We start from the raw sequence: 24,767 nt of genomic DNA, 5'->3' as shown, positions 1-24,767 counted from the left end.
GACAAAGTGATTTGTCCGACAATCGTTCTGCCAATAATCCGCGAGTCATCTGCACTGCGTGGGCCTACAAGAAAAATCTGGAGCGCGGATGAACATCAAACAGAAGTTGACCTGGGCGTTTGCAATCATCGCCTGCTTGCCGGTGGTGCTGGTCGCTACCCTGGTTGTGCTGAACTTGCGCAGTGATGCCAAGGACAGTTTCGTCGACGGCAGTGGACGCGAGATTCGTCAGGTCAGCAACGCCATGCAACTGTTCTTTGACGACATCAGCCAGAACGTGGATTACCTGGCGACCCAACCGCTGATCAAGAACTCCGACGACAGCCTCAAGACCTACATGAGCGCCAACGCCGAGAGCATTCCCCAAGGCGAGATGGACAAGAAGGTCTTCGGCCTCCTTCAGGACCTGGGTAACAGTCACCCGTCCTACGCCTATGCCATCCTCGGCACCGCGGCGGGCGGTTATGTGTCCTGGCCGGACGATGCGAAGCTGAGTAACTACGACCCGCGCCAGCGCCCGTGGTACAAGGCTGCCCAGGCCAAACCGGGCAAACCGTTGCGCACTGAGGCCTATTACTGGGCCCAGGACGACGCGACGTACGTCAGTACCGTGCGCACCATCGACAACAAATTGGGCACCAATGGCGGCGTAGTCAGCATCGACGTGACGCTTAAACAGCTCACCGAAATCGTCAAACAGATCAAGCTCGGTGAAACCGGCTACCTGATGCTGCTGGAAAACACCGGCACTGTGCTGGTGGATCCGAAGCAACCGGAACACAACTTTAAAGCGCTGAGCAGCCTCGGCGAGGGCTACGCGCAACTGGCCAAGGCCGGCAAAGGGCTGGTGGAAGTCGAGCTGAACGGCGAACGCTACATGGCCAACGTCTGGCCGTCGGAGCAGTTGGGCTGGACCTTCATCGGCCTGATCAAGCAGACCGACGTGATGAGTTCGGCAACCCAGTTGACCTGGCTGATCGCGATCATCGCCGCCGTGCTGGCCGTGTTCTTCGCCATCGTCGGCGCCAGTTTCGCCAGCCTCATCGTGCGGCCGATCCGCAGCGTGGCCAGCGGTCTGGAAGGCATCGCCCAAGGCGAAGGCGACCTGACCAAGAACCTGCAAATCCGTGGCAGCGACGAAACCGCGCAACTGGCCAACTGGTTCAACCAGTTTTTGGCGGCAATTCGCAACCTGATTCAGAGCATCGGCGGCGCCGCGACCAAGATCCTCGCCACCTCCAAGAGTTCGACCCAGGTTTCCAGCGACATGGCCGAAGCCGCCGGGCGTCAGCGCGAAGCGGTGGACATGGTTTCCACCGCGTTCCACGAAATGGTCGCCACCGCCAACGAAGTCGCGCGCTCTTGCAGCCAGGCGGCGGAATCGGCCGACAGCGGCCAGCGCCAGGCGCGTGAAGGTCAGCAACAGATTGATGCGGCCGTGACCAGCGTTGATCGCTTGAGCCAGGAAATCGAACAGTCGGCCCAGTCGATGCAACAGCTTGAGCGCGATAGCAACGACATTCAGTCAATCCTCGGGACCATTCGCTCGATTGCCGAACAGACCAACCTGCTGGCGCTGAACGCGGCCATTGAAGCGGCGCGGGCCGGTGAACAGGGTCGTGGGTTTGCGGTGGTGGCCGATGAAGTTCGGGCGCTAGCCAAACGCACGGCGGATTCCACGGCGGAAATCGACGGTTTGCTGGGCAACCTCGCCAAACGCACCAGTCAGGTGACTCAGCAAATGCATGCGAGCCTGGAAGTGTCCCAGCAATCGGTGACGCGGATCGGTGAAGCACGCAGCAGCTTCGGGCTGATTCGGGAATCGGTGGACGTGATCCGCGACATGAACACCCAGATCGCTACCGCGGCGGAAGAACAGCATCAGGTGGCTGAAGACATCAATCGGCACATCAGCCAGATTCATGGTGATGCGCAGTTGGTGGCAGAACTGGCGAACTCGGCGCGGCTGGATTCGCAGAGTCTGGCGGGGTTGTCGAATGAGCTGGATGGGTTGGTTCGGCGGTTCAGAACCTAAAGATCAAGAGAGAAGATCAAAAGATCGCAGCCTTCGGCAGCTCCTACAGGGGATCGGCGTACATCCTGTAGGAGCTGCCGCAGGCTGCGATCTTTTAGCGTCGTCACTGCTTGAACAGCTCGCCGGGGGTAAACCCGAACAGGCTTTTGAACGCCGCAATAAACGCCGAAGTCGAGTCATACCCGCAAGACAGCGCAGCATTCGTCACGCTGTCCCCCTCCTCCAGCAAACTCAACGACGACAGCAACCGCATCCGCTGGCGCCACCCTCGAAAGCTCAACCCGGTTTCCCGCTGAAAGAGCCGCATCAAGGTCTTCTCCGACGTCCCCAATCGCTCGGCCCACTCCTGCAACGTCACATTGCGCTCAGGGCTTTCGATCAGCTCGTTGCACAACCCCAGCAACCGTTCATGGCGCGGCAACGGCAGCGAGAAGCCGACCTCGGGTAGATGCGCCAACTGATCCAGCAGCACACTCACCAGCCGTGACTCCTGGTTGTCGCCCTGCGGATATTCAACCGGCAGTAAACAAAAACTCTTGATCAGCTCCCGGGCCAACGGCGTCACTTCCAGCACCCGGCAACGCCCGTCCGCCCATTCACAATCCTCGCGACGCACATAGAGGCTGCGCATCTCGGCGCGCATCGAAGTCACCACCTGGTGTTCGAGATCTGCCGGAATCCAGATTCCCCACTGCGGCGGCGCAAAGAAACTGCCTTCGGCGGTGTGCACGCCGAGAACGCCGCTGATCGCGTAGGAAAACTGCACCCAATCGTGCCGATGCGGCGGCGTCCATGAACCGGCGTTGAGACTTTCCGCGCGGGCATACAGCGGACGCGGCAGCGCTGTCAGCGTCGGAATCGTCCGTTCGAGGGAAAGTTGTCCGTTAGTCGGCATTGATTGGCCTTATGTCGCAAGACGGCTGATGGAGCCGACGTTAGGCTAAGTCACCAATTCTTACAAATGTATTCGGTGCCTGTTATGCATGCCTTCAAACACCTCAAACGCGTGGTCACCGACTGGTTCTTGTGCGGCATGTTGATCGCCACGCTGCTGGCGTATTTCTTCCCGACCTTCGGCGCCTCCGGTGGGGGAATGCACGCTGAATACGTGATCAATATCGGCGTGTTCCTGGTGTTCTTCCTGCACGGGGTCAACCTGTCCAGCGAGCAGATCACTCACGGTCTGAAAAATTGGAAGCTGCACGTGATGGTCCAGGGTTTCACCTTCGCGGTGTTTCCGCTGATCTGGCTGCTGAGCGACAAGCTGTTGGGTTCGCACATTCCGTCTCTGCTGATGCTGGGTTTCCTGTACCTCTGTGCCCTGCCCTCGACCATTTCCTCGTCCGTGGCCCTGACCGGCAGCGCGGGCGGCAACGTACCGGCGGCGATTCTCAATGCGAGCCTGTCCAGCGTGCTGGGGATTTTCCTGACGCCGTTGCTGGTGAGTTTCGTGGTCGGCAGCGGTGCTGGCGGTATCGATCTGGGCTCAACCCTGCTCGACCTCTGCGCCATGTTGCTGTTGCCACTGGTACTCGGCCAATGGGTTCGGCCGTTCCTCGGCAAGTTCTTCGCCCGCCACAAGCGCTACACCAACATCGTCGACAAGCTGGTGATTCTGTTGCTGGTCTACGCGGCGTTCTGCAATTCGATGGTGTCGGGGATGTGGCAAAAACAGGGCAACAGCGTAATCCTCACAGCACTGATCGGCAGTGCGATCCTGCTGGCGATCATCCTGTGGATGACCACCCGCACCGCTCGCGCATTGAAATTCAGCCCGGCCGATGAAATCGCTGCGGTATTTTGCGCCAGCAAGAAATCCCTGGCCGCCGGTGCGCCGATGGCAGCGCTGATCTTCGGCGCCAACCCAGGGCTTGGGCTGATCCTTCTGCCGATCATGATCTACCACCCGTTGCAGCTGATCGTCTGCTCGGTCATGGCCGAGAGTTACGCCAACCGCAACCGGCAGCTGGCCCAACAGCAAAGCGCCGCAGTCCTCAGCGCTCAATAATCACTGTCACCCCCTGGCCTCCGGCGGCGCAGATCGAGATCAACCCTCGGCCCTGCCCCGCCGCATCCAGCAACTTCGCCAGGCTCGCGACGATGCGTGCGCCAGTCGCGGCAAACGGATGCCCCGCCGCCAGTGAACTGCCTTTGACGTTGAGGCGGCTGCGGTCGATGGAGCCCAGTGGCGCATCGAGACCGAGGCGGGTTTTGCAATATTCCGCATCCTCCCAAGCCTTCAGCGTGCAGAGCACCTGCGCGGCGAAGGCTTCGTGGATTTCGTAGTAATCGAAGTCCTGCAAGGTCAGGCCGTTGCGCGCCAGCAAACGCGGCACTGCATACACCGGCGCCATCAACAATCCTTCCGCACCGTTGACGAAATCCACCGCCGCCACCTCGCCATCGCGCAAATAGGCAAGGACCGGCAAGCCGCGCTCCTTGGCCCATTCTTCACTGCCCAGCAGTACCAGCGACGCGCCATCGGTGAGCGGCGTCGAGTTGCCCGCCGTCAGGGTGCCCTTGGCGCTTTTCTCGAACACCGGTTTGAGTGACGCGAGTTTTTCCAGGGTCAGTTCCGGGCGCAGGTTGTCGTCGCGGGTCAGACCGAGGAACGGCGTCATCAAGTCGTTGTGCCAGCCTTCGGTGTAGGACGCGGCCATTTTCTGGTGACTTTCCAAGGCCAGTTGGTCCTGTTCGTCGCGCGGAATATTCCAGGCCTGGGCCATCAATTCGCAGTGCTCACCCATCGACAGGCCAGTGCGTGGCTCGTTGATGCGTGGCAGATCCGGGATCAGGTGACGGGGGCGCAGTTGCAGGAAGGATTTCAGTTTGTCGGCGGTGGTTTTGGCGCGGTTGGCTTGCAGGAGGATTTTGCGCAGGCCTTCGTTGACCCCAATCGGCGCGTCGGAGGTGGTGTCGACGCCGCCGGCGATTGCGCATTCGATCTGGCCCAGCGCGATTTTATTCGCCACCAGCAACGTCGCTTCCAGACCGGTGCCACACGCCTGCTGAATGTCGTAGGCCGGGGTGGTTGGCGACAGCCGCGAGCCGAGCACACATTCGCGGATCAAGCTCATATCCCGGGAGTGCTTGAGCACTGCCCCCGCCACCACTTCGCCCAGGCGCAAACCGTGCAGGTTGTAGCGTTCGATCAGGCCTTCGAGCACGGCGGTGAGCATCGCCTGGTTACTGGCGGTGTCGTACGGCCCGTTGGAACGGGCGAAGGGGATACGGTTACCACCAATAATCGCAACGCGGCGCAGCTGAGTCATGAAAAGCTCCTGATGAAATATCCAAATTGAGAGCACCGCCCCCTGTAGGAGCTGCCGAAGGCTGCGATCTTTTGACTCTGTTTTTTGGGATCAAGATCAAAAGATCGCAGCCTTCGGCAGCTCCTACAATGATCAAGCGTAGGCCTTATCTCGTGGATCGAACGACTGATCGCCATTTTTGGTCCACACTTTGAACCCCAGCTGCTGGAGCGCGTTCCATGTCTGACCGTTATATCGACTTCGCCAATTCGTCCATCGGCCATCGTGTGGTCGGGGCCCTGGGTCTGCCGTCGCCGGTTCGGCTGGAGCGCTGGCAAGCAGGCCGGCTGCGGCCTGTCGAGGGGGCGCTGTTGTTAGGCGGTGGCCCGTTGACGGAAAAAATCGGCACCTTCGCCAACCGTCTGACCGACGCGATTTACAGCTACGGCACCGACCCTGCCCTGGCCACCGCGTGGATTCCCGGCCACGGCCCCAAACTCAAAGCCGTGGTATTCGACGCCAGCGACCTGGTGCAAACCGATCAACTCAAACAGCTGCGCGAGTTCTTCCAGCCGTTGATTAAAAACCTCGACCACAGCGCGCACCTGGTGATTCTGGGGCGCGCGCCGGAGACCTTGAGCGATCCGTTCGCCGCCAGCGCCCAGCGAGCGTTGGAAGGTTTCAGCCGTTCGTTGGCCAAGGAGCTGCGCAGCGGCGGCACCTTGCAGCTGATCTATGTCGGCGAAGGTGCGGAGGATCAACTGGAAGGCCCGCTGAGGTTTTTCCTCTCGCCCAAAAGTGCGTTCGTTTCCGGGCAAGTGATTCGCTTGAATGCCTGCGATACGCAGGTCACGGACTGGACTCGTCCATTGTCCGGCCGCAAGGCGCTGGTCACGGGTGCTGCACGCGGCATCGGCGCCTCCATCGCCGAAACCCTGGCCCGTGACGGGGCCGAAGTGATCCTGCTCGACGTAGCACCGGCCAAGACTGATCTCGAAGCCCTCGCCGCACGCCTCGGCGGGCGCAGCATCACCCTGGATATTTGCGCCGAAGATGCCGCCGCGCAGTTGATCGAGCAACTGCCCGACGGCATCGACATCGTGGTGCACAACGCCGGCATCACCCGGGATAAAACCCTGGCCAACATGACCCCGGAATTCTGGGACGCGGTGCTGGCGGTCAACCTCAATGCGCCGCAAGTGCTGACCAAGGCACTGCTCGACAGCGGCACCCTGCACGACAACGGCCGAGTGATCCTGCTGGCGTCCATCAGCGGCATCGCCGGCAATCGCGGGCAAACCAATTACGCAGCGAGCAAGGCCGGGCTGATCGGTCTGGCCGAGGCCTGGGCGCCGTTGTTGAATGAGCGCGGTATCAGCATCAATGCGGTAGCACCGGGCTTCATCGAGACTCAGATGACCGCGCATCTTCCGTTCGGCGTGCGTGAGGCCGGGCGGCGCATGAGCTCGCTGGGCCAGGGCGGCCTGCCGCAAGACGTCGCCGAAGCGGTGGCGTGGCTGGCACAACCGGGCACCGGCGCGTTCACCGGCCAAGCGTTGCGAGTGTGCGGACAAAGTGTTTTGGGGGCTTAGGCATGATCATCGATTGGCACATACTCAACCGCGAACCAAGCCTGTCGGGACTGTACGTGCGGGCTGCGACGCGGCGCAAAATCACCGGCACCACCCTGCCCGATTCGGGGTTGCGCTGTTGGATCAATGTCGATACGGAGCGCTTGGCGGCCTATCGCAAGGTCTGCGGTTTTGCCGACAACGGCCTGCTGCCGCCGACCTATCCACACATCCTCGCGTTCGCCTTGCAGATGCAATTGCTGACGGCCAAGGAGTTTCCATTTCCGCTGCTGGGATTGATTCACCTGAGCAACCGCATTCGCATCTTTCGCCCAATGGGCGGCGTGAATCGTGTGCGGGTCAGCGTTCAGGTGCAAAACCTTCAGCCCCATGAAAAGGGCGCGACGTTCGACCTGGTGACCACGCTCGACGATCAGTTGGGGACGTTGTGGGAAGCTGAAAGCCAGATGCTGTGCCGCGGGGTCAAACTCGCAGGCGAGCCCGTCGAGGACGTGGTGGCATCGACGCTGGAAATGTCGGAAGTGGCCCGCTGGAAAGCGCCGTCGGACATTGGGCGGCAGTACGCCAAAGTGTCCGGCGACTACAACCCGATTCACCTGAGTGCCGTCAGCGCCAAACTTTTCGGATTCCCGACGGCCATCGCCCATGGGTTGTGGAACAAGGCGCGTACCCTCGCGGCGCTTGCCGATCATCTGCCGGCGGCGAATGTCGAGATTGCGGTGCAATTCCGCAAACCGGTGCGATTGCCCAGTGAGGTGACATTGCTGGCCAGTGCGGCGGGATCCAGTGGGGATTTGAGGTTGGTAGGTGCAGGGGATTTGGAGCATATGGTGGGCCATTGGCGACCGGTTGCCTGACCCGACCGTTCCTGCGCTCTGCGTTCGGCTCCTGGGACGCGGAGCGTCCCTGGCTGCATTCCCACGCAGAGCGTGGGAACGATCAATCACGGACTCACTAAACCCATGCAAGGCTGCGGAAACAAATTATTCAACGTCTCCAACAACCGCACGTGATAAATCGGCTTGCGAAACAGGTCTAGCACCTGCAACCGCAACATGTCACTGACATCCTCCATGTCCGCATGCCCCGACGTCACAATCACCGGCAAATGCTGGCGGGACGTATGTTCACGCAACCGCTTGATCAACGACATGCCACTCTCCTCCGGCATCCGCAAATCAGTAATCACCAACGCAATATCAGGATGGCGCGTCAGATGATTCAGCGCGAGCTTGACCGAGGTGGCGGTAAAGCAATTGAAGCCCTCGCCCTCCAGCAATTCCGCCAATTCCAGTAGCGCATCTTCCTCATCATCGACCAGAAGAAGCTGTTGGCGTGGAAGTGAGGGAGCGTTCATGGGCAACACCTGCAATGGACTAAGCGCTGACGTTAGAAGCCCTTTGGAACATTAGCAAGTTGCCTCTGCTCTCGTCATGAGAGTGCAGTCTTGATACTTGTAAAAAGAGTTGTAACCGCGGTTTCAATGCCCGAGCTCAGTCCAGCAATCACCAGCGCAACCATCGCGGCAACGACCGCGTACTCAATACCTGAAGCACCTTCGGTATCTTTGGCCAGGCCTTTGTAAAAAGCGATTTCGGATTTGATCTTCTGAGCAATCTTGGTAAAGGACATGGCAGTTCTCCTGAAAGACGACGGGTGTTGCTCGGTCGCAACATGATTCCCCTTTGCCAGCATCAGCATTGTCCGCATTCCCCGTACCCACAACTGTAAGAACGAATTATCACTAAAGTATTAGTCGCTTCGTTGACGTCAAAAAGGCCACGTTTTCGCCCTGGCGACTTACTTTCGTGAGTTATTTTCAGGCCCGTAATGGCTTTTTGCTCTAGCTGAGCTACCTTCAAATAGCGAAATAGTTCCATGTTCATAGCTGCCTGATTGCGAAGTTGTCTCGTTGGATGCGACGAGGTCTCAAGCAGCAGGAAAGGGAGAGCCGTCATGAACAGTCGTATCACTCTGGGCCTGGCCGGTTTGTTTCTGGTGGGCGCCATTATTGCCGGTTACTGGGGCCTCACGCTGAGCCGCCAACCCGTTCCCGAGCCTGTCGTGCAACCCGGGATCGTCTCGCCTGCGCCCATTGCCCAGACGCCTGTCCCCGTGGACGACTCCACCCGCCAACCGGTGGTGGTGTTGCTGCATGATGTGCCACCGTTCATGCCGATCAGCGCCACCGACGTGACCCTGGAAAAACTCCGTACCGTCCCGGCCGGCAGCCTGAGCCGCCTCGATCAAGCAATTGGCCGAACACCCTGGCGCGCCCTCAGTGCCGGCACCTGGCTCAATGATGAAAGCTTTGAAGCCGGCGGCAGACTGGCGCGGATGATTCGTCCCGATGAGCGCGCCCTCGCCGTCGCGGTGGACGAAGTGATCAATGCCGGTGGGCAACTGACACCGGGGGACTATGTCGATGTGCTGCTGTTTCTGCGCATGGACAACAACAACCTGCAGCCGTCGGCTCAATTGGTGGTACCGGCCTTGCGGGTGCTCGCGGTGGGCGAACAGATGGGGTTGACCAACGACGGTCAACCCGCAAGCCCGGCCCGCAGCTTCGAAGAAAAACTCAGGCAGGAACAATTGCGCGCCAGCGCCCGCAGCGTTTTGCTTGCCGTCCCCGAACAACTATTGAGTCGCCTGATGTTGGCGACCCAGGCCGGCGTGTTGCGCCTGGCCGTACGCAGCGCCGATGAAAGACGTCTGGCTCGTTACTGGGCCGGCGAAAGCGATTCATCGGCCAACCTTGCCAGTGCCAACCGCGAGTTGATCCAGTTCAGCCAACTGGCCATGACGCCCCCTCCCAAACCTGTCGTCACCCACGGCGGCACAGCACCGCGCAAGTTGAGCGTGGAAGTCATCCGCGGCAACGAAATTACCCAACAAACCCCCTGAATAGAGCAAGGACGCATCTGAATGCGCAGTCGTACCATGCCGCTGTTTCAAGGCCTGCTCTGGGTCTCTTTACTGAGCGGTGTGCCGCTTGGCGTAACGTTCGCAGCCGCCGGCAATTGCGCCGCGCTGGGTTCGTTGCCTGCGGTGCTGGAAGTCAGTGAAGGGCTGCAACAGGAGGTGCAATCACCGGTGGCGATCACTCGGGTGGCGGTGGGCGACCCGAAAATCGCCGACGTGCGAGTCAACTCTAATCAAGCATTTTTGCTAACCGGGATGGCCCCCGGCGCGACCAGCCTGATGGTCTGGACCGCCTGCGCCAGTGCTCCGCGCCAGAGCATGGTGTTCGTTCAGGGCAAGGCCACCGCAGCGATGACCACCGCTACACGGTTACCCTCTGATGACCCACTGCTACCGTCGCAAGTACAGACCGACATTCGTTTCGTCGAAGTCAGCCGGACCAAACTGAAAGAGGCCGGCACGTCGATTTTCGGCAAGGGCTCGAACAACTTCCTCTTCGGCGCACCCGGTACGGTGCCCAACACGGCCGTGACGCCGGGCGTGGTGCCGCTGTTCAACCTAGATCCCCGAATCGCGGTGCCCAGCATTCCGTTGCTCAACGACAGTTTCAACATTGTCTGGGGCGGGGGCAGCAGCAAATTCCTCGGCATCGTCAACGCCCTGGAAGGCAGCGGATTCGCCTACACCCTGGCACGGCCAAGCCTGGTCGCCCTCAGCGGGCAGAGCGCGAGCTTCCTGGCCGGTGGTGAAATTCCGATCCCGGTGCCCAGCGCCAACAGCAACAGCTACTCCATCGAATACAAGGAATTCGGCATCCGCCTGACGCTCACACCGACCGTGGTCAGCCACGACCGCATCGCCCTCAAAGTGGCGCCGGAGGTCAGCGAACTCGACTACACCAATGGCGTGACCATCGGGGGCACCACCGTCCCGGCGTTCACCATTCGCCGCACCGACACCAGCATCTCGCTGGCCGATGGCGAGAGTTTCGTCATCAGCGGTTTGATCAGTACGCATAACATTTCGCAAGTCAGCAAGTTTCCAGGCCTGGGCGATATCCCGATTCTCGGTGCGTTTTTTCGCAACTCATCGGTCAACCGTGAAGAGCGTGAGCTGCTGATGATCGTCACGCCGCACCTGGTCCAACCGTTGGCTGCCAACGCACAACTGCCGTCGTTGCCGGGTGAAAAGCTGCGCAACTATGACCCGAACTGGTATCGCCTGTACTTCCTCGAAAACGGCAACTTCGATAAACGCAGCGGATTATCGCAATGAGCCAGAGCCAGAACCTGAGCCAGACCTTCCTCGCGATCACGCGCAACAGCACCGACCTTGAGTGGCTGCAAGGCGCCCTCGCCCCGTTGGGCCAAGTGGTCAGCGCCGGCGGTGGCAGCCTCGACGAATTGCTGGCGCTGGTGGACGTGACCTTCGCCAGTCTGGTGTTCGTCGGCCTGGACCGCGAACACGTGGTGGCCCAAAGCGCACTGATCGAAGGTGCCCTGGAAGCCAAACCGATGCTGGCGATCGTCGCGCTGGGCGATGGCATGGACAACCAACTCGTGCTCAATGCCATGCGCGCCGGAGCACGGGATTTCGTGGCCTATGGTTCGCGTTCCAGTGAAGTCTCGGGATTGGTGCGACGGCTGAGCAAACGCCTGCCGCCCGTGGCCCCGAACACTCAACTGGGTAGCCTGACGGTGCTCTACGGTGTGCAGATCAACGCCGACGGCGCGCTGCTCGCCACGCACATGGCGCAAGTGGTGCACAAGAGCGGACAGCAAACGCTGTTGCTGGACCTGGGCCTGCCGCGCGGTGACAGCCTGGCCTTGCTCGGGCTGGAGAGTTCGTTCCACTTCGGCGATGCACTCCGGCACTTGCGGCGCCTCGACGCGACGCTGATCGACAGCGCGTTCACCACCTGCGCCGCCGGGTTGCGGATCCTCGCCTACGCCAGCCACGATGAGCCGCTGGAACACACCAGCACCGCCGAGTTGTACATGCTGCTCAGCGCCCTGCGCCAACACTTCCAGCACATCGTGGTGAACCTGACAGGCCAGCCGGACAGCGAAGCGCTACGCACCTTCGTCACCCATTGCGACAAGTTGCTGTGGTACACCGATCAGAACGTTCTCGATTGCCGTCGCAACCTGGCGGTACTCAACCTGTGGCGTGAAAAAGGCATGAAGCTCGATCACGCCAGACTGCTGGTGGACCGCTACCTGCGCAACGTCGCACCGGACGCCGACACCCTGAGCAAAAGCTTCGGCATGGAGATCATTGCGACCCTCGTCTACAGCCCGGAAGTGCGGCTTAACGCCAAGAACCAAGGTATGACTCTGTTTGAACTGGCCCCGCGCGAAGGCCTGACTCAAAGCCTGCGCGCCCTCGGCGATCGGTTGGCCAAGCGCTCCGAGGGCCTGGCCAAGCCCAAGTCTGGCTGGTTCAACCGGTTGAGGGGTGCGCAATGAGCGGTGAAAAACTCTTCGGCGCCCCTGTACGCACAACCAGCGGCAACACCGATAACGAAGGTCTGAAACTGGTGCTGCACCGCTACATCATCGACGCCATCGAGGAATCCGGCAAAAACCTGCTGGAGGGTTCGCGGCAGGTACTCTCGCAGTTCGTCATCGACAAGGTTGCCGAGTACGTCGCCCGGCTGCACCTGGCGATTTCCCGCTATGAAATGGAGCGTCTGGCCGAAGAAATCGTCGACGAACTCACCGGTTTCGGCCCCTTGGAAGTGCTGCTGCGGGACCCGGCGGTGACGGAGATTCTGGTCAACGGCCCGCACCGGGTGTTCATTGAACGCGACGGCGTACTGCATCAAAGCGACCTGCGCTTCATCGATGCACATCACGTCGAACGGGTCATGCAACGGATCCTCGCGCCCCTCGGCCGACGGCTCGATGAGTCGTCGCCGATGGTCGACGCACGACTGCCCGACGGTAGCCGGGTCAACGCGATCATTCCACCAATTGCGCTCGATGGCCCCTGCCTGTCGATACGTAAATTTCGCAAGGACATGCTCAAAAGCTCGGACCTGATGGCGATGCAAACCATCGACCAGGCGATCTTCGACTTCATTCAGGAGGCCGTGGGCAAGCGCTGCAACATCCTGATCAGCGGCGGCACCGGCACCGGCAAGACCACGCTGCTGAACATTCTCAGCCAGTTGATCAACCCTCACGAGCGAATCGTCACCATCGAAGACGTCGCCGAACTGCAACTGGGCCACCCTCACGTAGTGCGTCTGGAAACCCGGCCGCCGAATGCCGAAGGCCACGGCGAAGTGAAGGCCAGTGACCTGATTCGCAACGCCTTGCGGATGCGCCCGGACAGAATCATCCTCGGCGAGATTCGTGGCGTCGAAGTGGTGGACGTACTCACCGCAATGAACACCGGCCACGACGGTTCCATGAGTACCGTGCACGCCAACAACGCCCAGGATGCGCTGTTGCGCCTGGAGACATTGGTGGGCCTGACGGGCCGCACCATCGCCGAACGTACCTTGCGGCAAATGATCTGCGCCGCACTGGATGTAGTGATCCAGCTGACGCGCATGCCCGACGGCCGCCGCTGCGTCAGTGAAGTGGTGGAGGTGATCGGCTTGCGTGATGACGTGTATGTCACCAACACGTTGTTCCGGCTCGACCGGCGCAGCGGTTTCGGATTCATGCGCGAGGCGGTCAACCCCGCCGGCGACAAACTGCGCCGTGAGTTGGCGCTCTCTCCCTCTGCGTACTGAAGGCCACGGCATGCTCAAACCCGTGCTGCTCATCCTCGTTTGCCTGGCCTTGCTCGGACTGTCGATCCGCCTGTTTTATCGCGGTTTGCGCCAGACCGGCACCGAGCGGGTGCTGGGACGCCTGACCCAGGGGCAGCCGCAGCCGGTGCTGACGAAAACCTCCTGGGTCGGTCTGGATCGGGCCTTTCTGCGGGCTGGCCTTGGGCGTCCCTCCAAGCATCTGGGGGTGTGGCTGCTGCTCTGGGCCTTTGGCAGCGTGCTCGGATTGGCTACCGGTGGCTGGGTCGGCTTGCTGGTTCTGTTACTGCTGCCGCCGCTGATTCTGCGTCTGTATGTCAATTGGCGTTATCAGCGCCGACTCCAGCGCATGATCGAACAACTGCCACAAATGCTCGATCACACCGTGCGCAGTCTGAAGTCCGGGCGCACCCTGGCCGATGCGGTGCTGGGCGCCATCGATGCCGCCGAAGATCCGCTGAAAAATGCCATGGGCCGGGTTCAGCGCAACGTGCAGCTGGGGGTCAGCCTGCCGGATGCCGCGGCTGACCTGGCCGAGCTGTACGAGAAAGACGAACTTCGCCTGTTCGCGCTCGGTTTGAAGGTCAATCACCGCTATGGCGGCAATGCCAGCGAATTACTGGAAAACCTGATCAAGATGATCCGCGAGCGCGAGCAGGCTGCGCGCCAGCTCAGGGCCATGACCGGCGAAACCCGGGTGACCGCGTGGGTCCTGGGCTGTCTGCCGATTAGCCTGGCCGGCTATTTCCTCGCGACCAACCCTCATTACTTGCTCGCCATGTGGCACGACCCTTCGGGGCAAATCATGCTCGCGTCCGCGTTCGGCTTGCAGGTGGTCGGCAGCCTGGCGCTCTGGCACATGTTGCGCAGCGTATGAAAGTGCCTTTGCTGATCTGCGCATTGCTGTTTCTGGGGGCAACCTTGTTGCTGCTCAGCGGTTTGCTGGAACACCGCCGGCGGGTTCGCCAGGTGGCGCAACGACTCGACGGCAAACTGGCGAGCGACAACCGGGTAAATCAGTGGTTACAGCTGCTGGGCAGCAGCCGGATCGGTCAGCGCTCGGTCAACCTGGATAACGAAACCCAGGCATTGCTTAACCGTCTCGGCTGGCGCAGCGCCCGGCGACGCTCACTGTTCGCGGCGTTCCAGGTAGGCGCCCCGGTGCTGGCCCTGGCCCTGACCTTGCTGATCCAGGGCGTGTTCTTCCCTCACACAGACAACCACTGGATGGCCCCGCTGTTCGCCACCGGCATCGGCTATCTGTTGCCCAAACGATTGCTGGCCGCTGCCGCGCAGCGTCGGCAAAAACACCTGGCGACCGAGATTTCCACCTTCATTCCGCTGCTGCGCATCCTGTTCGAATCGGGCATGGCGGTGGAGCAGTCGCTGCGAGTGTTGAGCAATGAAGGTAAACAATTATTGCCGGCCCTGACCCATGAATTGCGGCTGGTATTGGCCCGGGTCGATTCCGGCCTGGAACTGGGCGAAGAACTGAACAAAGCCACCCGATTGCTGGCCGTCGACGAGTTCACCGATACCTGCGTCATCCTTGAGCAGTTGATCCATCAGGGGGGCGGTGCGATGAAATCCCTGCTGACCCTCAAGCAATTGCTCGATGACCGGCGCCTGACGCACTTGCAGGAATACATCTCCAAACTGTCCGCCAAAATGTCCGTCGTGATGATGCTGTTTCTCTTCCCGGCGTTATTGATCGTACTGGCCGGCCCGGGCTTCACCGCCCTGTCCCATGCCTTTGGTTCTTAGAGGGATCGTGATGAAAGCAATAATTGCCGGTTTGACGCTGCTGTTGTTAGGCGGTTGCGCGAGCAACGGCGCGACGCCCTGGAGCGCCCTGACCAACACGGCCAGTTGCGGCAAGCTGACCTCCGAGGAACAGCTGTCGCTGAACCTCGCCGATGACATGGCCAATGACGGCAAACTGCACGCCAGCCTCGCCAACCTGCAAAGCCTGCCCGACAACCTGGCCGACGTGCGCCTGCGCAAGGCCAAGGTCTATCGACTGCTGGGCCGCAGCGAAGCCGAGCCGTTGTACCGCAGCCTGCTCGGCAGTTGCCTGGCCGCCGAAGCCGAACACGGCCTGGGCCAACTCGCCGCCGCCAAGGGCGACAACGGCCTGGCACAAGCCCACTTGCAACGGGCCGCACGGCTAGCACCGACCGACGAGAAAATCCGCAACGACCTGGGTGTGGTGTACCTCAATCAATTACGCGTCGAGGATGCGCGTTTTGAATTTCTGACGGCCATGGAACTCAAGCAAAGCGATCAACTGGCCGCGTTGAATCTGGTGACGCTGCTGATCTACCAGGACGACTGGAGCCGCGCGGCCGAACTCGTCAGCAGTCTTGGCCTGAGCCCCGCCCAAGTCACCGAAGCCCAGGCCCGCGCGCAAAGACTCAAGACACCGAGCAAGTCCGGCCCGACCGCCGTAAACCAGGTCGCCGTCGCCACACCGACGCTTCAATAAGGAGAGGCTTTTGATGAAACCAACCATCCTCTGCTGCCTCGGCCTGCTGGCCCTGCCCCTCACCACTCACGCCATCGACCCCGGCCCCGCTTCGGCCCAACAACAGGAAACCGAAGGCTGGCTGCAACTGCAAAGCAGTAACAAGGCGGCTTCCCAGAAACCGCAAACCTCAACCGCGACCGAGCGCGAGCTGAGCATGCAGCGTTGGTTGAAAAGCTATCAGCATGAGATCCCGGAGTACTTTGATCAGTATGAGAGCGGGCAGGTGGACGGTGGGTCGGGGGGGTAGTTTGATTCGGGCAAACTCTTTGTAGCAGCTGCCGAGCCCGCGAGGCTGCGTTCGGCTGCGTAGCAGTCGTGAGTCTGGCTGACGCGGTATGCCTGACGTACCGCAATGACTGATTTGCGACTGCTGCGCAGCCGAACGCAGCCTCGCGGGCTCGGCAGCTGCTACAGATCGCGTTACGGCTTAACTGAATGGTAGAAAGTGAGTCGCGGTCGTTACCGCCGGAATGGATAGGCACACCAACAAAAACCTAATGCGCAGTCACCCCCTGACGCAATCCAGAATGACCGGGTAACAAAGCCAGCGCCAACTGCGTCCGATTATGCATATGCGTCAACCGCAAAACCTGCGACACATAAAGCTTCACCGTGTTCTCGGTAATCCCCAACTCACAGGCAATCTGATAATTCGTCTGCCCCTTCCCCACCAACCGCGCCACCTCCCACTGCCTTGGCGACAGCTGACTGAAAATCGCCGGAATCTCAACCCGATCCACAGCGATGACATCCTCATCAGAACGCGGCCCGCGCCGAACCTTATCGAGATCCTGATACAGATCATCGATCGACTCGGCAAGATACTGCAGCTTCTGATCCAAATGCCCCAGCTGCACACTCTTCTGCCGTTCCTGCAAAACCACTGCCTGACGCGCAATCCCTTCGAGCAACTCATCCAGATTAATCGGCTTCTGGTAGTAATCGGCAAACCCGGCCCGCAAGGCCTTGATCACATCCTGCTTGTCCGCACGCCCAGTGAGCATGATTGCTTCAAACACACGGTGCTTGCCGGATAACCGTTGCAGCTCCTGAACCAGTTGAATCCCGTCCAGACCGGGCATGTGCAAATCGCAAAGCACCAGGCCAATCGCTTCGTCTTCATTGAAACGCTCGACTGCCTGTTTGCCAGTCTCGCAAGGAACGCAACGGTAACCGCGGCCTTCAAGAAACTCACAAAGCTGCGCGGCAATAAACGGTTGGTCGTCGACCACAAGGATTTTTACAGCCGAAGAAAGCTTGTTCACGCGCGACTCCCTGCGAGGTCAAAGTTGACCGTTCCTCTAGGGGGCGTTCTCAATTAGTTTCCCCGCCGCGTTGTCGCCTTAAAGCGGGCCAGGCAAGGCGCAGGCCGCCGGGAATGGTTGTTCCCTTTCCAAGGCCTGCAACGCAGCCTGGCCCGCTTTAAGGCACAACCCGAAGGGCCGGGCCTGCTGTTGTGCAGGGCTGCGTTGCTCGAAGCTTATTTGGAACGACCAAACCACGCTTCTCGCGCCTTGCCCTGCACAACAGCAGACCCGGCGCGGTGGGGAAACTAATTGAGAACGCCCCCTAGTGACAGCCACAGGCTGTACAACTACTGAATTGAAAGTAGACGTACTTTCCGACTCTGTATAGAACGGGCGACTAGTGAAACCAGACGAGTGTGAGCAACAGGCCCACCAATACGAAGGGTGCAAAGGGCTGTTTCTTTGACATTCCAGGCCCCAGATATCGAAGATGACTTCTAAGCCCTTGCCCCATATGAAGCCAGACTCTTGGCGCCAGTAGCAGCCACAGCACACTGGCCAATCCGGCACCGATGAACACGCCGAGCAGGTGCATGCCGTCCGTCGCCAGACCCAGGCCAGTCATCAGTTTCACATCGCCTGCGCCCAAGCGTCTCAGCGCATAACCGGGCAAGGTAAAGGCCAGCGCCAGCAAAAAAGCCCAGCCGCCCTGCACCGCCTCGGCCCCCAGCCAGGTAGTGCCCGTCCACAAGAGATACGTTAGCGCCAACAGCGCTGCGCCAAGGGTCAGGCCATTGGCGATGTGCCGTTCTCGAGCATCCTGTGCTGCGCATAGCGTCAGCCAGATCAGTAGTACAAAGCTCTGCATCCGGTAAAAAACGTCCGTTTTGGCTGAATGATTCTATGCTGATATCACGTGGTGAATATCAGGGTAGACGCAGTCATGAAAATAGGCCTCCCCCGTAAGCAAAAAGGCGCTGTAGCGATTGAATTCGCGTTGGTGTTTCTCATCTTTTTCGCCGTGTTTTATGGAATTGTCACTTACAGCTTGCCGCTGTTGCTGATGCAATCGTTCACCCAGTCGACTGCCGAAGCGGTGCGCCGCAGCGTGGCGCTGGATCCGAGCACCCCCGGATACGACACCGCGGTAAAAACCGTTGCCACGACAGAACTGAGCCGACAGCTGGCCTGGATTCCTGCCGCACTGAATTTCAATGTCGACACCGACGCCAGCGCCACCTACGTGGGCGGGGTGTTGACGGTCAGCATCAACTACCCCACCAGCAAACTGCAGCAAGTCATCCCGTTTCTGAACGTACCGGGAATTGGCCAAGTGCCCAATCTGCCGGCAAGCCTCACCGTCCGTTCGAGCCTGCAATTTTGAGTTCCGCAGACAAACTCTTCGGGCGCCTGCTCCACCGCCATCCGCCTGAGCCAGTGGACACGCCAGACACCCTGAGTGTGCAAAGTGTCGGTTTGCAGATGCATCTGGATGCCGAAGGTCGAGTGATTCATCTGACCGGTCCGTTGCGGCATGTGCTGGCCCAGCAGACGCCCGTTGCGCAAGCACCGCACCTGCTCGATTTCCTCATGCCCCACAGCTGCCTCGCCGTTGAAGGCTCGCCCGTCGACTGGCAGGGACAGTCTCTGGACCTGGACTTTTACAGCCTCAACGGACAACCCCTGCACCTGCGTGGCTGGGTCCAGCCGTTGGCCGATGCCTGGCTGCTGCAGTTGCTGGACATCGGCGACTTGTTGCTCGATCGCCGGCAATCACGCAGCCGCGAGCAATGCCAATTACTCGCAGCGCAGATCGGCGAACAGTTGCGCCGATGCAACCTGACGCGCCTGCCCGAGGTGTTGATGGAACAGCTGCAAGGCCTGGCCCAGCGTTTCCACATGCCATGCATTGCGGTGGCGTTGCTCGATGAACAGGAAGAAGGCTGGCAGATACACCAGCATTACGCGGCCTTCGATGCGCCCCAGCTGTGGCAAAACGCTCAGCGCCTGGGCACGGGGCTCGACAGTCTGAGCGGCTCTGCGCCGCAATGCCTGACGCCCGCTGAACATCCCCGTTTGCAAGGCATCTTCGGTAATGCCGAAGGGTTCGCAGTGCCCTATCACGATGCTCAGGGTGTGGTCGCCTGGTTGCTGTGCGGCATTTATCCGGTGCAGCAACATGCGCCCGACCTGAATGATCGCGACTGGTTACAACTGACCGCCGCGCTGGCAGGCCCGTTGCTTGAGCGCTTGCGCGAGCACCGGCACCATCTGCAACTGGAACGGCTGGAATCGCTGCAAGCCTTGCTCGGCACCGGATGGTGGGAGGTGTTCAGCGACAGTCGCGAGGTGCAGTTGGCGCCGTCGTTGGCCAGTAACCTGAACCTTGCGATCGATCGTTTGCCGCTGCACGACTGGCTGGATCGGGTGCACCCCGCCGACCGTGAAGAGTTGAGCAGTCGTCTGCAAGCCTTGCAAGACGACGGCATCCCGCTGCTGCTGTGCGTGCGTTTGGCACAAACGCCGAACTGGTATCGCCTGCAGGGCCAGGTCCTGGGCATCGGTAAAAACCGGCGGTTGGTGGGCTTCATGCTCGACATCAGCGACATCAAAAACCAGGAGCAAAACGCCGCGGCGGCCCATGCCCGACTGGACAACCTGATCGCCAGCTCACCGGCGGTGATCTACGTGCAGCGCTATGACGAAGGTGCGCTGCAACCGACGTTTTTCAGTGACAGCCTGCTGCCGCTGCTCGGCTGGACACTGGCTGATTGCGCGGCGGGAGCCTTGGTTGAAAGGGTCCACCCGGATGACCGCGATCGGTACTTCGAACGTACCCGACATTTGCTGCGTGAAGGTTCGGTGCGCGCCCGCTATCGGCTGCGCGACAGTCGCGGCGAATACCACTGGCTACTCGATGAAGCCAAGCTACTGCGCGACGACCTTGGCTTGCCGGTGGAGGCCGTCGGCCTGTGGCTGGACGTCACCGAAGCAACCCTGGCCGCCGAACAGGTGAAGCAAAGTGAAGAACGTTACCGGATCCTGGTGGAAGACTCTCCGGCGATGATCTGCCGCTACCGCCCGGACCTGACCCTGACCTTCGGCAACCGCCCGCTGGCGACTTACCTGGAGTGCCAGCCCGAGCAACTGCCCGGGGTGAATCTGGGCAGCTGGATGTCGCAGGAACAGCGCGAAGCGTTTCTCCAGCGGCTCAGCCGACTCAGCCCGGAATTCCCGATCAGCACCGCAGAAATCAACCTGCAACTGCCGGGACGGGAACATGCCTGGTGGGTGTGGTCGGATCGCGGGGTGTTCGATGAGCACGGCCATTTGTTGGAGATTCAGGCCGTGGGGCGCGACAACACCGAGGTCCGCCGCGCCCAGCAGCAGCTCACCCAAAGTGCAAAAATGGCCACCCTCGGTGAAATGGCCACAGGGCTGGCCCATGAAATCAATCAGCCGTTGAATGTGATGCGCATGGCCATCGTCAACGTGCTCAAGCGTCTGAGCAACGGCGATGCGCAGATCGACTACCTGACCGACAAGCTCAACCGCATCGATGCACAGGTCCAGCGCGCCGCGCGGGTGGTGGATCACATGCGGGTGTTTGGCCGTCGCTCGGAGATCGAGCAACATCCGTTTAATCCGGCGCAAGCCATCGAAGGCACGCTGTCGCTGCTGGCCGAAGGGATGCGCGGCAAAGGGGTCGATCTGCGGGTCAGCGAGACCGGGTTTGACGTGCAAGTGCGCGGTTACGTCGATCAGCTCGAACAGGTGTTGATCAATCTGATGGTCAACGCTCGGGATGCGTTGCTCGGCAAACGCGAGGCCGACCGCGAGTTCAAACCGTGGATCTCGGTGTACGCCGAACGTGATGTGGATTCGGTGCGGCTGTGGGTCGAGGACAACGGCGGCGGTATCGATCCGCGGTTGCTGGAGCGGATTTTCGAGCCGTTCTTCACCACCAAACCCGTGGGTGTCGGCACCGGGCTCGGGTTGTCGGTGAGTTACGGCATCGTCGAGAACATGGGCGGAAAACTGAGCGTTAGAAACTCGGTCGAGGGCGCACGGTTTTGTATCGAACTGCCGATTGCCGCCGACGATCAGATTGCCAGCGTCGCTCGTCCTGAGTGACAACTGAGGTTGGCGCCGACATCGACCTTGTTCAGATCGATCCCCAGGCTGAGCAGCAGTGTGTTGATCAAGGTGTCGAGTAACGGGCTGAGCACGCTGTTGATCGCGTTGACCAGCAATGTGGTGACAGTGCTGAGGATTGCCCCCAGACCACCGACCAGACTGCCCGTCGGGCCGTACATGTTGACCTTGATGTTAGTCGCCGTGTCGGTAAGGCTGCTGACGATATTGCTGGTGGAATAGGAGTAGTAGAACGGTGGCTGGTTGATCTCCGGCAGGCTGGTGGCCGGCGGTGCGGAATAGACGTGCAGCATGTTGGCGCTCTGTGCCACGGTGGTGTCGGCCATGATATCGATACCGCCGCCGACGCCTGGAATTCGCGGGTCGCAACTGACGGGTAAGATCAGGAACCGGCGGCAGGTTTTCACCCCGATATCGATCACCTTCAACGGCTGTACCACCACGGTGGGCGGCGCGGTGTTGCTGCCGAAAGCCGTGTTCGGATCGATCTTGCCGATTTTCAGCTTCACCAGTGAAGTGTTGGTATTGGTGGTCAGTGATTTGTTGGTGGCGCTGACGCAGCTGTAGGCGGTGACGTAACTGTCGGCGCTCGCAACGTCCAGTGCGACATCGAGCCTTACGGTAGTGGAAAGCGGCACGATCGAGGGTGTTTCACAGGCCGCCCCCAGCGCGCAGGTCAGTGAATCAATGACACCGACCAGATTGAGATGCAGCAAGGCGTTCAAGGTATTGGTCAACGGTCCGGCAAGATCAGCCGCCGCCTCGAGCAAGGGTTGAATCGCACTCAGAATGGGCAAGTCGATCGACAGCAATGTACGCACCTGAGCGGTTTTCACATAGATCCGGTTGGGCCCCAAAGGGGCGAGCGCGGCGTTTTTCGGATTGCCGATGGCCGAGAGCTGTGGCGGCTCCAGTATCTGTACCCGAGCGGTGATTTGCGCGAGCCCCGCGAGGTTGATCGGCAGGGTCGCCACCAGGCCGTTTTTCTTGTTGGCCAGTTGCACGACCGCCTCGATCAGGTCGAACACTTTCAGGTTGGTCGCCAGCGCGGTCACGGTGCTGCCAGCCTCGACGTGCAGCACGTTGCCGAGTACGACGGTGGTTGCACCTGCCGCGACCTTCAGCGCTTGAAGACTCGCAATGGTTGCGGTCGCGCCGAGTGTGCCGCCGGGGTCCAGCACATTGACGGCGGTCTGGATCAGCTGGCTGACGGCAATCGTATTGCCCAATACCTGGTTATACCCGGCAGCGCTGAGGTTAAGGTCGACCTTCAATCGATCAAGGTAGCCGAGCAGGCTGATGTTGGTGTTCACCAGTCCGTTCCAGCCCGCCGCGTTGATGTTCAGGTTGCCCCCGAGCAAACCACCGAACAGTGCGTTGAGCGTGGCCGATTTGCTGGTGTCGACGCTCAACGTCGTGCTGCGCAGGGTCAGCGAAGCCTGCGGTGGCGGTAATGCGGCGACAGCGCTGGCCGTCAGGTTGATGGTCGCTGCGCGTGGAGCGCCACCGAACAGGGCGCCGACACCGCCGGCGAGGCTCTGCTGGACCGAATGGCTGGCGATCACCCGAATGGCTTCGCTCTTGCTCGGGTCGGCGCCAAATACTCGAAGGTTATTGGCATCCAGGGTCAAGGCGCCGCAAGCGACCAGCAGATTGTGATTGGGGTCAGGAAGGGTGAAGCCATTACGGTTTGCGCTGGCGGTGGCATAGACGGTAGCGGTGTTGCCAGCGGCGCAATCCCCCCCTCGGGTGGAAGCTTCAAGTGCGGCCATGTCCGCTACGCGCTGCAGGTCACGTTTTTTCAGGTACAAACGACCGCTGTCGACCACGACCAGCAAGAACATCAGGGCCATGCCCAATGTCAGCGCCGCCATCAAACCGATCGCCCCCCGTTGCCGGGACGGGCTGCGAAACTGCAAACGGGGAGACATCGCACACTCCTTTGCCGGTGCACAGCCGAGGGCTACCTCCTTGGGTGAACAGCAGTGTAGTTGGGCTTTCCCGGGCTGCTCGCAGATCACAAGCAAAAGATCTTCCAGCTGTTTATTTCGGTGGGTAGTTGGCGAGAATTCGCCCGACCGTTTCACGTATTGCCGTGCTGCGATCCGACGGATTCGTTGTGCGGCTGAGTATCTGCTCGTCACTGCCGCGCCACACCAGTTTGCCGTCCTTGCCGTCGAGCAGGTCGATCTGGATGATCGCCACTTTGTAGCTGACGTTACGGGTTTCGTTGTACATCGGCCCCCCCCAGTAGCCGTTCCATGGATTACCCCAACCGCCGCCGCCGTAGTTAGTGGTGACTTGTTGCTGGCGTTGTTCCACGATCAGATAGGTCTGCACGCTTAAATCGCCCTTTTGGCCACCCGCAGCCGGACGCAGGCCACGCTGATCCAGCTGATCGGTCACCGATTGGCGGATGCGTTGTTCAGTCAGGTCGCTCTTGATCCGTGGGTCATCGGGGCGATATTGCAGGGCGGGTTCTTTCCAGCTCCAGCTGCGATAGGCGGCGAAGTCGCGGCTGGCATCGAAGTCATGATTGACCTGGCTGCCGGCGCAGGCACTGAGCAGCACGGCCACAGCCAGTAAAGCGAGACGGCGGAACATGATATTTCTCCAGTTGAAGACATGAACCTGCGTAATGCTTCTTAACTACAGAAGCTAACTAGGAGGATACGCCGACATTGCCTTTTCTACAGCCTCCCGTATCGCATCGGCACGCTCGCTCTGGCTGCCGCGATTGCTGGTTTCGGCGCTGGCACTCCACACCGGTTGACCGCTCTGGGCGTCAAACAAATCAACCCGCACCACCACGACCTGTTCCTGATAAGTCCGAACGATCGGCACGGTGTTGTACATGCCGTAACCGCTGCCGTAGCGGTTGTAACCGCCATAGCCGCCGCCGTAATAACCATAGTCATCCCGAACCTGACGCAGGCGGGTTTCCAGGTGCAGTTCGGCGCTGACAAACAGGTCGGCCGGGCGGTTATCGTGCAGCGGGCGCAAGCCACGTTGATCGAGGGCATTGCTGACGGCTTCGGCGACCTGCGCCGAATCCGCCCAGGCGCTGCCCGGCGGCAGGCGCCCGTTGAGCCAGGCCCAACTGCGGTAGTGCCCGTAGTCGCGCGGCGGTGCCGGGTAGGCGCTGCGGTCAAAGGTGTTGGCCGCCTGAGGCGGCGCGGGTGGCAAGGGGTTGGATGACGCCACATAAGGGTTGCTGCCCTGACAAGCCGCCAACCCGAGACAGATCATCAATAACCCCGAACGACTGTTCATTT

The 24,767-nt window shown here is 60.6% G+C and carries 23 protein-coding genes and 1 pseudogene; 15 read left to right on the top strand and 9 right to left on the bottom strand.

Annotated features, from left to right (window positions below; all coding sequences use genetic code 11):
* Nucleotides 1-88 precede the first annotated feature (88 nt).
* A pseudogene (locus tag ACMXYH_RS04345) lies at nt 89-1,177 on the top strand (cache domain-containing protein); the annotation flags it as partial.
* A gap of 90 nt (nt 1,178-1,267) precedes the next feature.
* Nucleotides 1,268-2,035 (top strand): methyl-accepting chemotaxis protein, encoded by a 768-nt coding sequence (locus ACMXYH_RS04340; RefSeq protein WP_371916927.1) that lies wholly within the window; start codon nt 1,268-1,270, stop codon nt 2,033-2,035.
* A gap of 103 nt (nt 2,036-2,138) precedes the next feature.
* Here the strand turns inward: ACMXYH_RS04340 and ACMXYH_RS04335 are convergent, their stop codons facing one another.
* A complete protein-coding gene (locus ACMXYH_RS04335) occupies nt 2,139-2,930 on the bottom strand; it encodes an AraC family transcriptional regulator (protein WP_134421263.1) in 792 nt (263 codons plus the stop codon).
* Nucleotides 2,931-3,014: 84 nt separating this feature from the next.
* Between ACMXYH_RS04335 and ACMXYH_RS04330 the strand changes: the two genes are divergently transcribed.
* Nucleotides 3,015-4,043, top strand: a complete 1,029-nt coding sequence (locus tag ACMXYH_RS04330; protein WP_415766407.1) for a bile acid:sodium symporter family protein — start codon at nt 3,015-3,017, stop codon at nt 4,041-4,043.
* Here ACMXYH_RS04330 and ACMXYH_RS04325 read toward each other — a convergent pair.
* Entirely contained in the window at nt 4,030-5,307 is a 1,278-nt protein-coding gene (locus ACMXYH_RS04325; protein WP_415766406.1) for an acetyl-CoA C-acetyltransferase, read from the bottom strand. The two genes, ACMXYH_RS04330 and ACMXYH_RS04325, sit on opposite strands and share 14 nt — an antisense overlap.
* Nucleotides 5,308-5,525: 218 nt before the next feature.
* On the opposite strand from ACMXYH_RS04325, the gene ACMXYH_RS04320 reads away from it, so the two are divergent.
* Both ACMXYH_RS04320 and ACMXYH_RS04315 read left to right on the top strand, forming a co-directional pair.
* The gene (locus ACMXYH_RS04320; RefSeq protein ID WP_129438768.1) at nt 5,526-6,878 is read left to right on the top strand and encodes a 3-oxoacyl-ACP reductase; all 1,353 of its coding nucleotides are present in this window, start codon (nt 5,526-5,528) and stop codon (nt 6,876-6,878) included.
* Between the two features lie 2 nt (nt 6,879-6,880).
* On the top strand, nt 6,881-7,735 hold the full coding sequence (locus tag ACMXYH_RS04315) for a MaoC family dehydratase (protein WP_415766405.1): 855 nt from the start codon (nt 6,881-6,883) through the stop codon (nt 7,733-7,735).
* 86 nt (nt 7,736-7,821) lie between these two features.
* Here ACMXYH_RS04315 and ACMXYH_RS04310 read toward each other — a convergent pair whose 3' ends face one another.
* Both ACMXYH_RS04310 and ACMXYH_RS04305 read right to left on the bottom strand, forming a co-directional pair.
* Complete coding sequence (locus ACMXYH_RS04310; RefSeq protein ID WP_129438772.1) at nt 7,822-8,235, bottom strand: response regulator; 414 nt, start codon at nt 8,233-8,235, stop codon at nt 7,822-7,824.
* Nucleotides 8,236-8,309: 74 nt separating this feature from the next.
* Nucleotides 8,310-8,510 carry a Flp family type IVb pilin gene (locus ACMXYH_RS04305; protein ID WP_056746171.1) on the bottom strand — a complete coding sequence of 67 codons (201 nt, stop codon included), beginning with the start codon at nt 8,508-8,510 and terminating at the stop codon, nt 8,310-8,312.
* Nucleotides 8,511-8,834: 324 nt separating this feature from the next.
* On the opposite strand from ACMXYH_RS04305, the gene cpaB reads away from it, so the two are divergent.
* Genes cpaB through ACMXYH_RS04265 form a run of 8 tightly spaced genes read left to right on the top strand, consistent with a single transcriptional unit; the run spans nt 8,835 to nt 16,337 of the window.
* Nucleotides 8,835-9,782, top strand: coding sequence for a Flp pilus assembly protein CpaB (cpaB, locus tag ACMXYH_RS04300; protein WP_415766404.1), 948 nt, complete (start codon nt 8,835-8,837; stop codon nt 9,780-9,782).
* A gap of 21 nt (nt 9,783-9,803) precedes the next feature.
* Nucleotides 9,804-11,075: a type II and III secretion system protein family protein gene (locus ACMXYH_RS04295; RefSeq protein WP_415766403.1), complete on the top strand. Its 1,272-nt coding sequence runs from the start codon at nt 9,804-9,806 to the stop codon at nt 11,073-11,075.
* Nucleotides 11,072-12,268 carry an AAA family ATPase gene (locus ACMXYH_RS04290; protein WP_129438782.1) on the top strand — a complete coding sequence of 399 codons (1,197 nt, stop codon included), beginning with the start codon at nt 11,072-11,074 and terminating at the stop codon, nt 12,266-12,268. The genes ACMXYH_RS04295 and ACMXYH_RS04290 overlap by 4 nt, the downstream gene beginning before the upstream one ends.
* Nucleotides 12,265-13,545, top strand: a complete 1,281-nt coding sequence (locus tag ACMXYH_RS04285) for a CpaF family protein (protein ID WP_129438784.1) — start codon at nt 12,265-12,267, stop codon at nt 13,543-13,545. The genes ACMXYH_RS04290 and ACMXYH_RS04285 overlap by 4 nt, the downstream gene beginning before the upstream one ends.
* A 10-nt stretch (nt 13,546-13,555) precedes the next feature.
* Nucleotides 13,556-14,440 carry a type II secretion system F family protein gene (locus ACMXYH_RS04280; protein ID WP_415766402.1) on the top strand — a complete coding sequence of 295 codons (885 nt, stop codon included), beginning with the start codon at nt 13,556-13,558 and terminating at the stop codon, nt 14,438-14,440.
* Entirely contained in the window at nt 14,437-15,327 is an 891-nt protein-coding gene (locus ACMXYH_RS04275) for a type II secretion system F family protein (protein ID WP_415766401.1), read from the top strand. The genes ACMXYH_RS04280 and ACMXYH_RS04275 overlap by 4 nt, the downstream gene beginning before the upstream one ends.
* A 10-nt stretch (nt 15,328-15,337) precedes the next feature.
* Nucleotides 15,338-16,048, top strand: a complete 711-nt coding sequence (locus tag ACMXYH_RS04270) for a hypothetical protein (protein WP_415766400.1) — start codon at nt 15,338-15,340, stop codon at nt 16,046-16,048.
* Nucleotides 16,049-16,061: 13 nt separating this feature from the next.
* Nucleotides 16,062-16,337 (top strand): DUF3613 domain-containing protein, encoded by a 276-nt coding sequence (locus ACMXYH_RS04265; protein ID WP_415766399.1) that lies wholly within the window; start codon nt 16,062-16,064, stop codon nt 16,335-16,337.
* 247 nt (nt 16,338-16,584) lie between these two features.
* Here ACMXYH_RS04265 and ACMXYH_RS04260 read toward each other — a convergent pair whose 3' ends face one another.
* Together ACMXYH_RS04260 and ACMXYH_RS04255 are read right to left on the bottom strand one after the other, a co-directional pair.
* The gene (locus ACMXYH_RS04260; RefSeq protein ID WP_129438793.1) at nt 16,585-17,355 is read right to left on the bottom strand and encodes a response regulator transcription factor; all 771 of its coding nucleotides are present in this window, start codon (nt 17,353-17,355) and stop codon (nt 16,585-16,587) included.
* A 379-nt stretch (nt 17,356-17,734) separates the two neighbouring features.
* Nucleotides 17,735-18,205, bottom strand: coding sequence for a prepilin peptidase (locus tag ACMXYH_RS04255; protein WP_415766398.1), 471 nt, complete (start codon nt 18,203-18,205; stop codon nt 17,735-17,737).
* Between the two features lie 75 nt (nt 18,206-18,280).
* On the opposite strand from ACMXYH_RS04255, the gene ACMXYH_RS04250 reads away from it, so the two are divergent.
* Both ACMXYH_RS04250 and ACMXYH_RS04245 read left to right on the top strand, forming a co-directional pair.
* Complete coding sequence (locus tag ACMXYH_RS04250; RefSeq protein ID WP_415766397.1) at nt 18,281-18,721, top strand: TadE/TadG family type IV pilus assembly protein; 441 nt, start codon at nt 18,281-18,283, stop codon at nt 18,719-18,721.
* Nucleotides 18,718-21,471: an ATP-binding protein gene (locus tag ACMXYH_RS04245; RefSeq protein ID WP_415766396.1), complete on the top strand. Its 2,754-nt coding sequence runs from the start codon at nt 18,718-18,720 to the stop codon at nt 21,469-21,471. The genes ACMXYH_RS04250 and ACMXYH_RS04245 overlap by 4 nt, the downstream gene beginning before the upstream one ends.
* Here ACMXYH_RS04245 and ACMXYH_RS04240 read toward each other — a convergent pair.
* The 3 genes from ACMXYH_RS04240 to ACMXYH_RS04230 all read right to left on the bottom strand — a co-directional run bounded on the left by ACMXYH_RS04240 (nt 21,441) and on the right by ACMXYH_RS04230 (nt 24,765).
* A complete protein-coding gene (locus ACMXYH_RS04240; protein ID WP_415766394.1) occupies nt 21,441-23,423 on the bottom strand; it encodes a pilus assembly protein TadG-related protein in 1,983 nt (660 codons plus the stop codon). The two genes, ACMXYH_RS04245 and ACMXYH_RS04240, sit on opposite strands and share 31 nt — an antisense overlap.
* A 112-nt stretch (nt 23,424-23,535) precedes the next feature.
* Nucleotides 23,536-24,096 (bottom strand): DUF4136 domain-containing protein, encoded by a 561-nt coding sequence (locus ACMXYH_RS04235; protein ID WP_415766393.1) that lies wholly within the window; start codon nt 24,094-24,096, stop codon nt 23,536-23,538.
* A gap of 54 nt (nt 24,097-24,150) precedes the next feature.
* Nucleotides 24,151-24,765, bottom strand: a complete 615-nt coding sequence (locus tag ACMXYH_RS04230) for a DUF4136 domain-containing protein (RefSeq protein ID WP_415766392.1) — start codon at nt 24,763-24,765, stop codon at nt 24,151-24,153.
* Nucleotides 24,766-24,767 lie beyond the last annotated feature (2 nt).

The sequence above is a fragment of the Pseudomonas frigoris genome (assembly GCF_047758635.1).
Classification (GTDB): Bacteria; Pseudomonadota; Gammaproteobacteria; order Pseudomonadales; family Pseudomonadaceae; genus Aquipseudomonas; species Aquipseudomonas frigoris.
The sequence above is the reverse complement of the archived record's forward strand: the minus strand, read 5'-3'. Positions and strand labels throughout refer to the sequence as shown.

Bases quoted from the DNA above. Each gene is read 5' to 3' on its own strand.
- ACMXYH_RS04290 (WP_129438782.1), top strand. From the start codon at position 11,072: ATGAGCCAGAGCCAGAACCTGAGCCAGACCTTCCTCGCGATCACGCGC.
- ACMXYH_RS04295 (WP_415766403.1), top strand. From the start codon at position 9,804: ATGCGCAGTCGTACCATGCCGCTGTTTCAAGGCCTGCTCTGGGTCTCT.
- ACMXYH_RS04320 (WP_129438768.1), top strand. From the start codon at position 5,526: ATGTCTGACCGTTATATCGACTTCGCCAATTCGTCCATCGGCCATCGT.
- ACMXYH_RS04305 (WP_056746171.1), bottom strand. From the start codon at position 8,510: ATGTCCTTTACCAAGATTGCTCAGAAGATCAAATCCGAAATCGCTTTT.
- ACMXYH_RS04250 (WP_415766397.1), top strand. From the start codon at position 18,281: ATGAAAATAGGCCTCCCCCGTAAGCAAAAAGGCGCTGTAGCGATTGAA.
- ACMXYH_RS04280 (WP_415766402.1), top strand. From the start codon at position 13,556: ATGCTCAAACCCGTGCTGCTCATCCTCGTTTGCCTGGCCTTGCTCGGA.
- ACMXYH_RS04265 (WP_415766399.1), top strand. From the start codon at position 16,062: ATGAAACCAACCATCCTCTGCTGCCTCGGCCTGCTGGCCCTGCCCCTC.
- cpaB (WP_415766404.1), top strand. From the start codon at position 8,835: ATGAACAGTCGTATCACTCTGGGCCTGGCCGGTTTGTTTCTGGTGGGC.
- ACMXYH_RS04335 (WP_134421263.1), bottom strand. From the start codon at position 2,930: ATGCCGACTAACGGACAACTTTCCCTCGAACGGACGATTCCGACGCTG.
- ACMXYH_RS04275 (WP_415766401.1), top strand. From the start codon at position 14,437: ATGAAAGTGCCTTTGCTGATCTGCGCATTGCTGTTTCTGGGGGCAACC.
- ACMXYH_RS04330 (WP_415766407.1), top strand. From the start codon at position 3,015: ATGCATGCCTTCAAACACCTCAAACGCGTGGTCACCGACTGGTTCTTG.
- ACMXYH_RS04270 (WP_415766400.1), top strand. From the start codon at position 15,338: ATGAAAGCAATAATTGCCGGTTTGACGCTGCTGTTGTTAGGCGGTTGC.
- ACMXYH_RS04255 (WP_415766398.1), bottom strand. From the start codon at position 18,205: ATGCAGAGCTTTGTACTACTGATCTGGCTGACGCTATGCGCAGCACAG.
- ACMXYH_RS04325 (WP_415766406.1), bottom strand. From the start codon at position 5,307: ATGACTCAGCTGCGCCGCGTTGCGATTATTGGTGGTAACCGTATCCCC.
- ACMXYH_RS04240 (WP_415766394.1), bottom strand. From the start codon at position 23,423: ATGTCTCCCCGTTTGCAGTTTCGCAGCCCGTCCCGGCAACGGGGGGCG.
- ACMXYH_RS04340 (WP_371916927.1), top strand. From the start codon at position 1,268: ATGGCCGAAGCCGCCGGGCGTCAGCGCGAAGCGGTGGACATGGTTTCC.
- ACMXYH_RS04230 (WP_415766392.1), bottom strand. From the start codon at position 24,765: ATGAACAGTCGTTCGGGGTTATTGATGATCTGTCTCGGGTTGGCGGCT.
- ACMXYH_RS04285 (WP_129438784.1), top strand. From the start codon at position 12,265: ATGAGCGGTGAAAAACTCTTCGGCGCCCCTGTACGCACAACCAGCGGC.
- ACMXYH_RS04235 (WP_415766393.1), bottom strand. From the start codon at position 24,096: ATGTTCCGCCGTCTCGCTTTACTGGCTGTGGCCGTGCTGCTCAGTGCC.
- ACMXYH_RS04315 (WP_415766405.1), top strand. From the start codon at position 6,881: ATGATCATCGATTGGCACATACTCAACCGCGAACCAAGCCTGTCGGGA.
- ACMXYH_RS04310 (WP_129438772.1), bottom strand. From the start codon at position 8,235: ATGAACGCTCCCTCACTTCCACGCCAACAGCTTCTTCTGGTCGATGAT.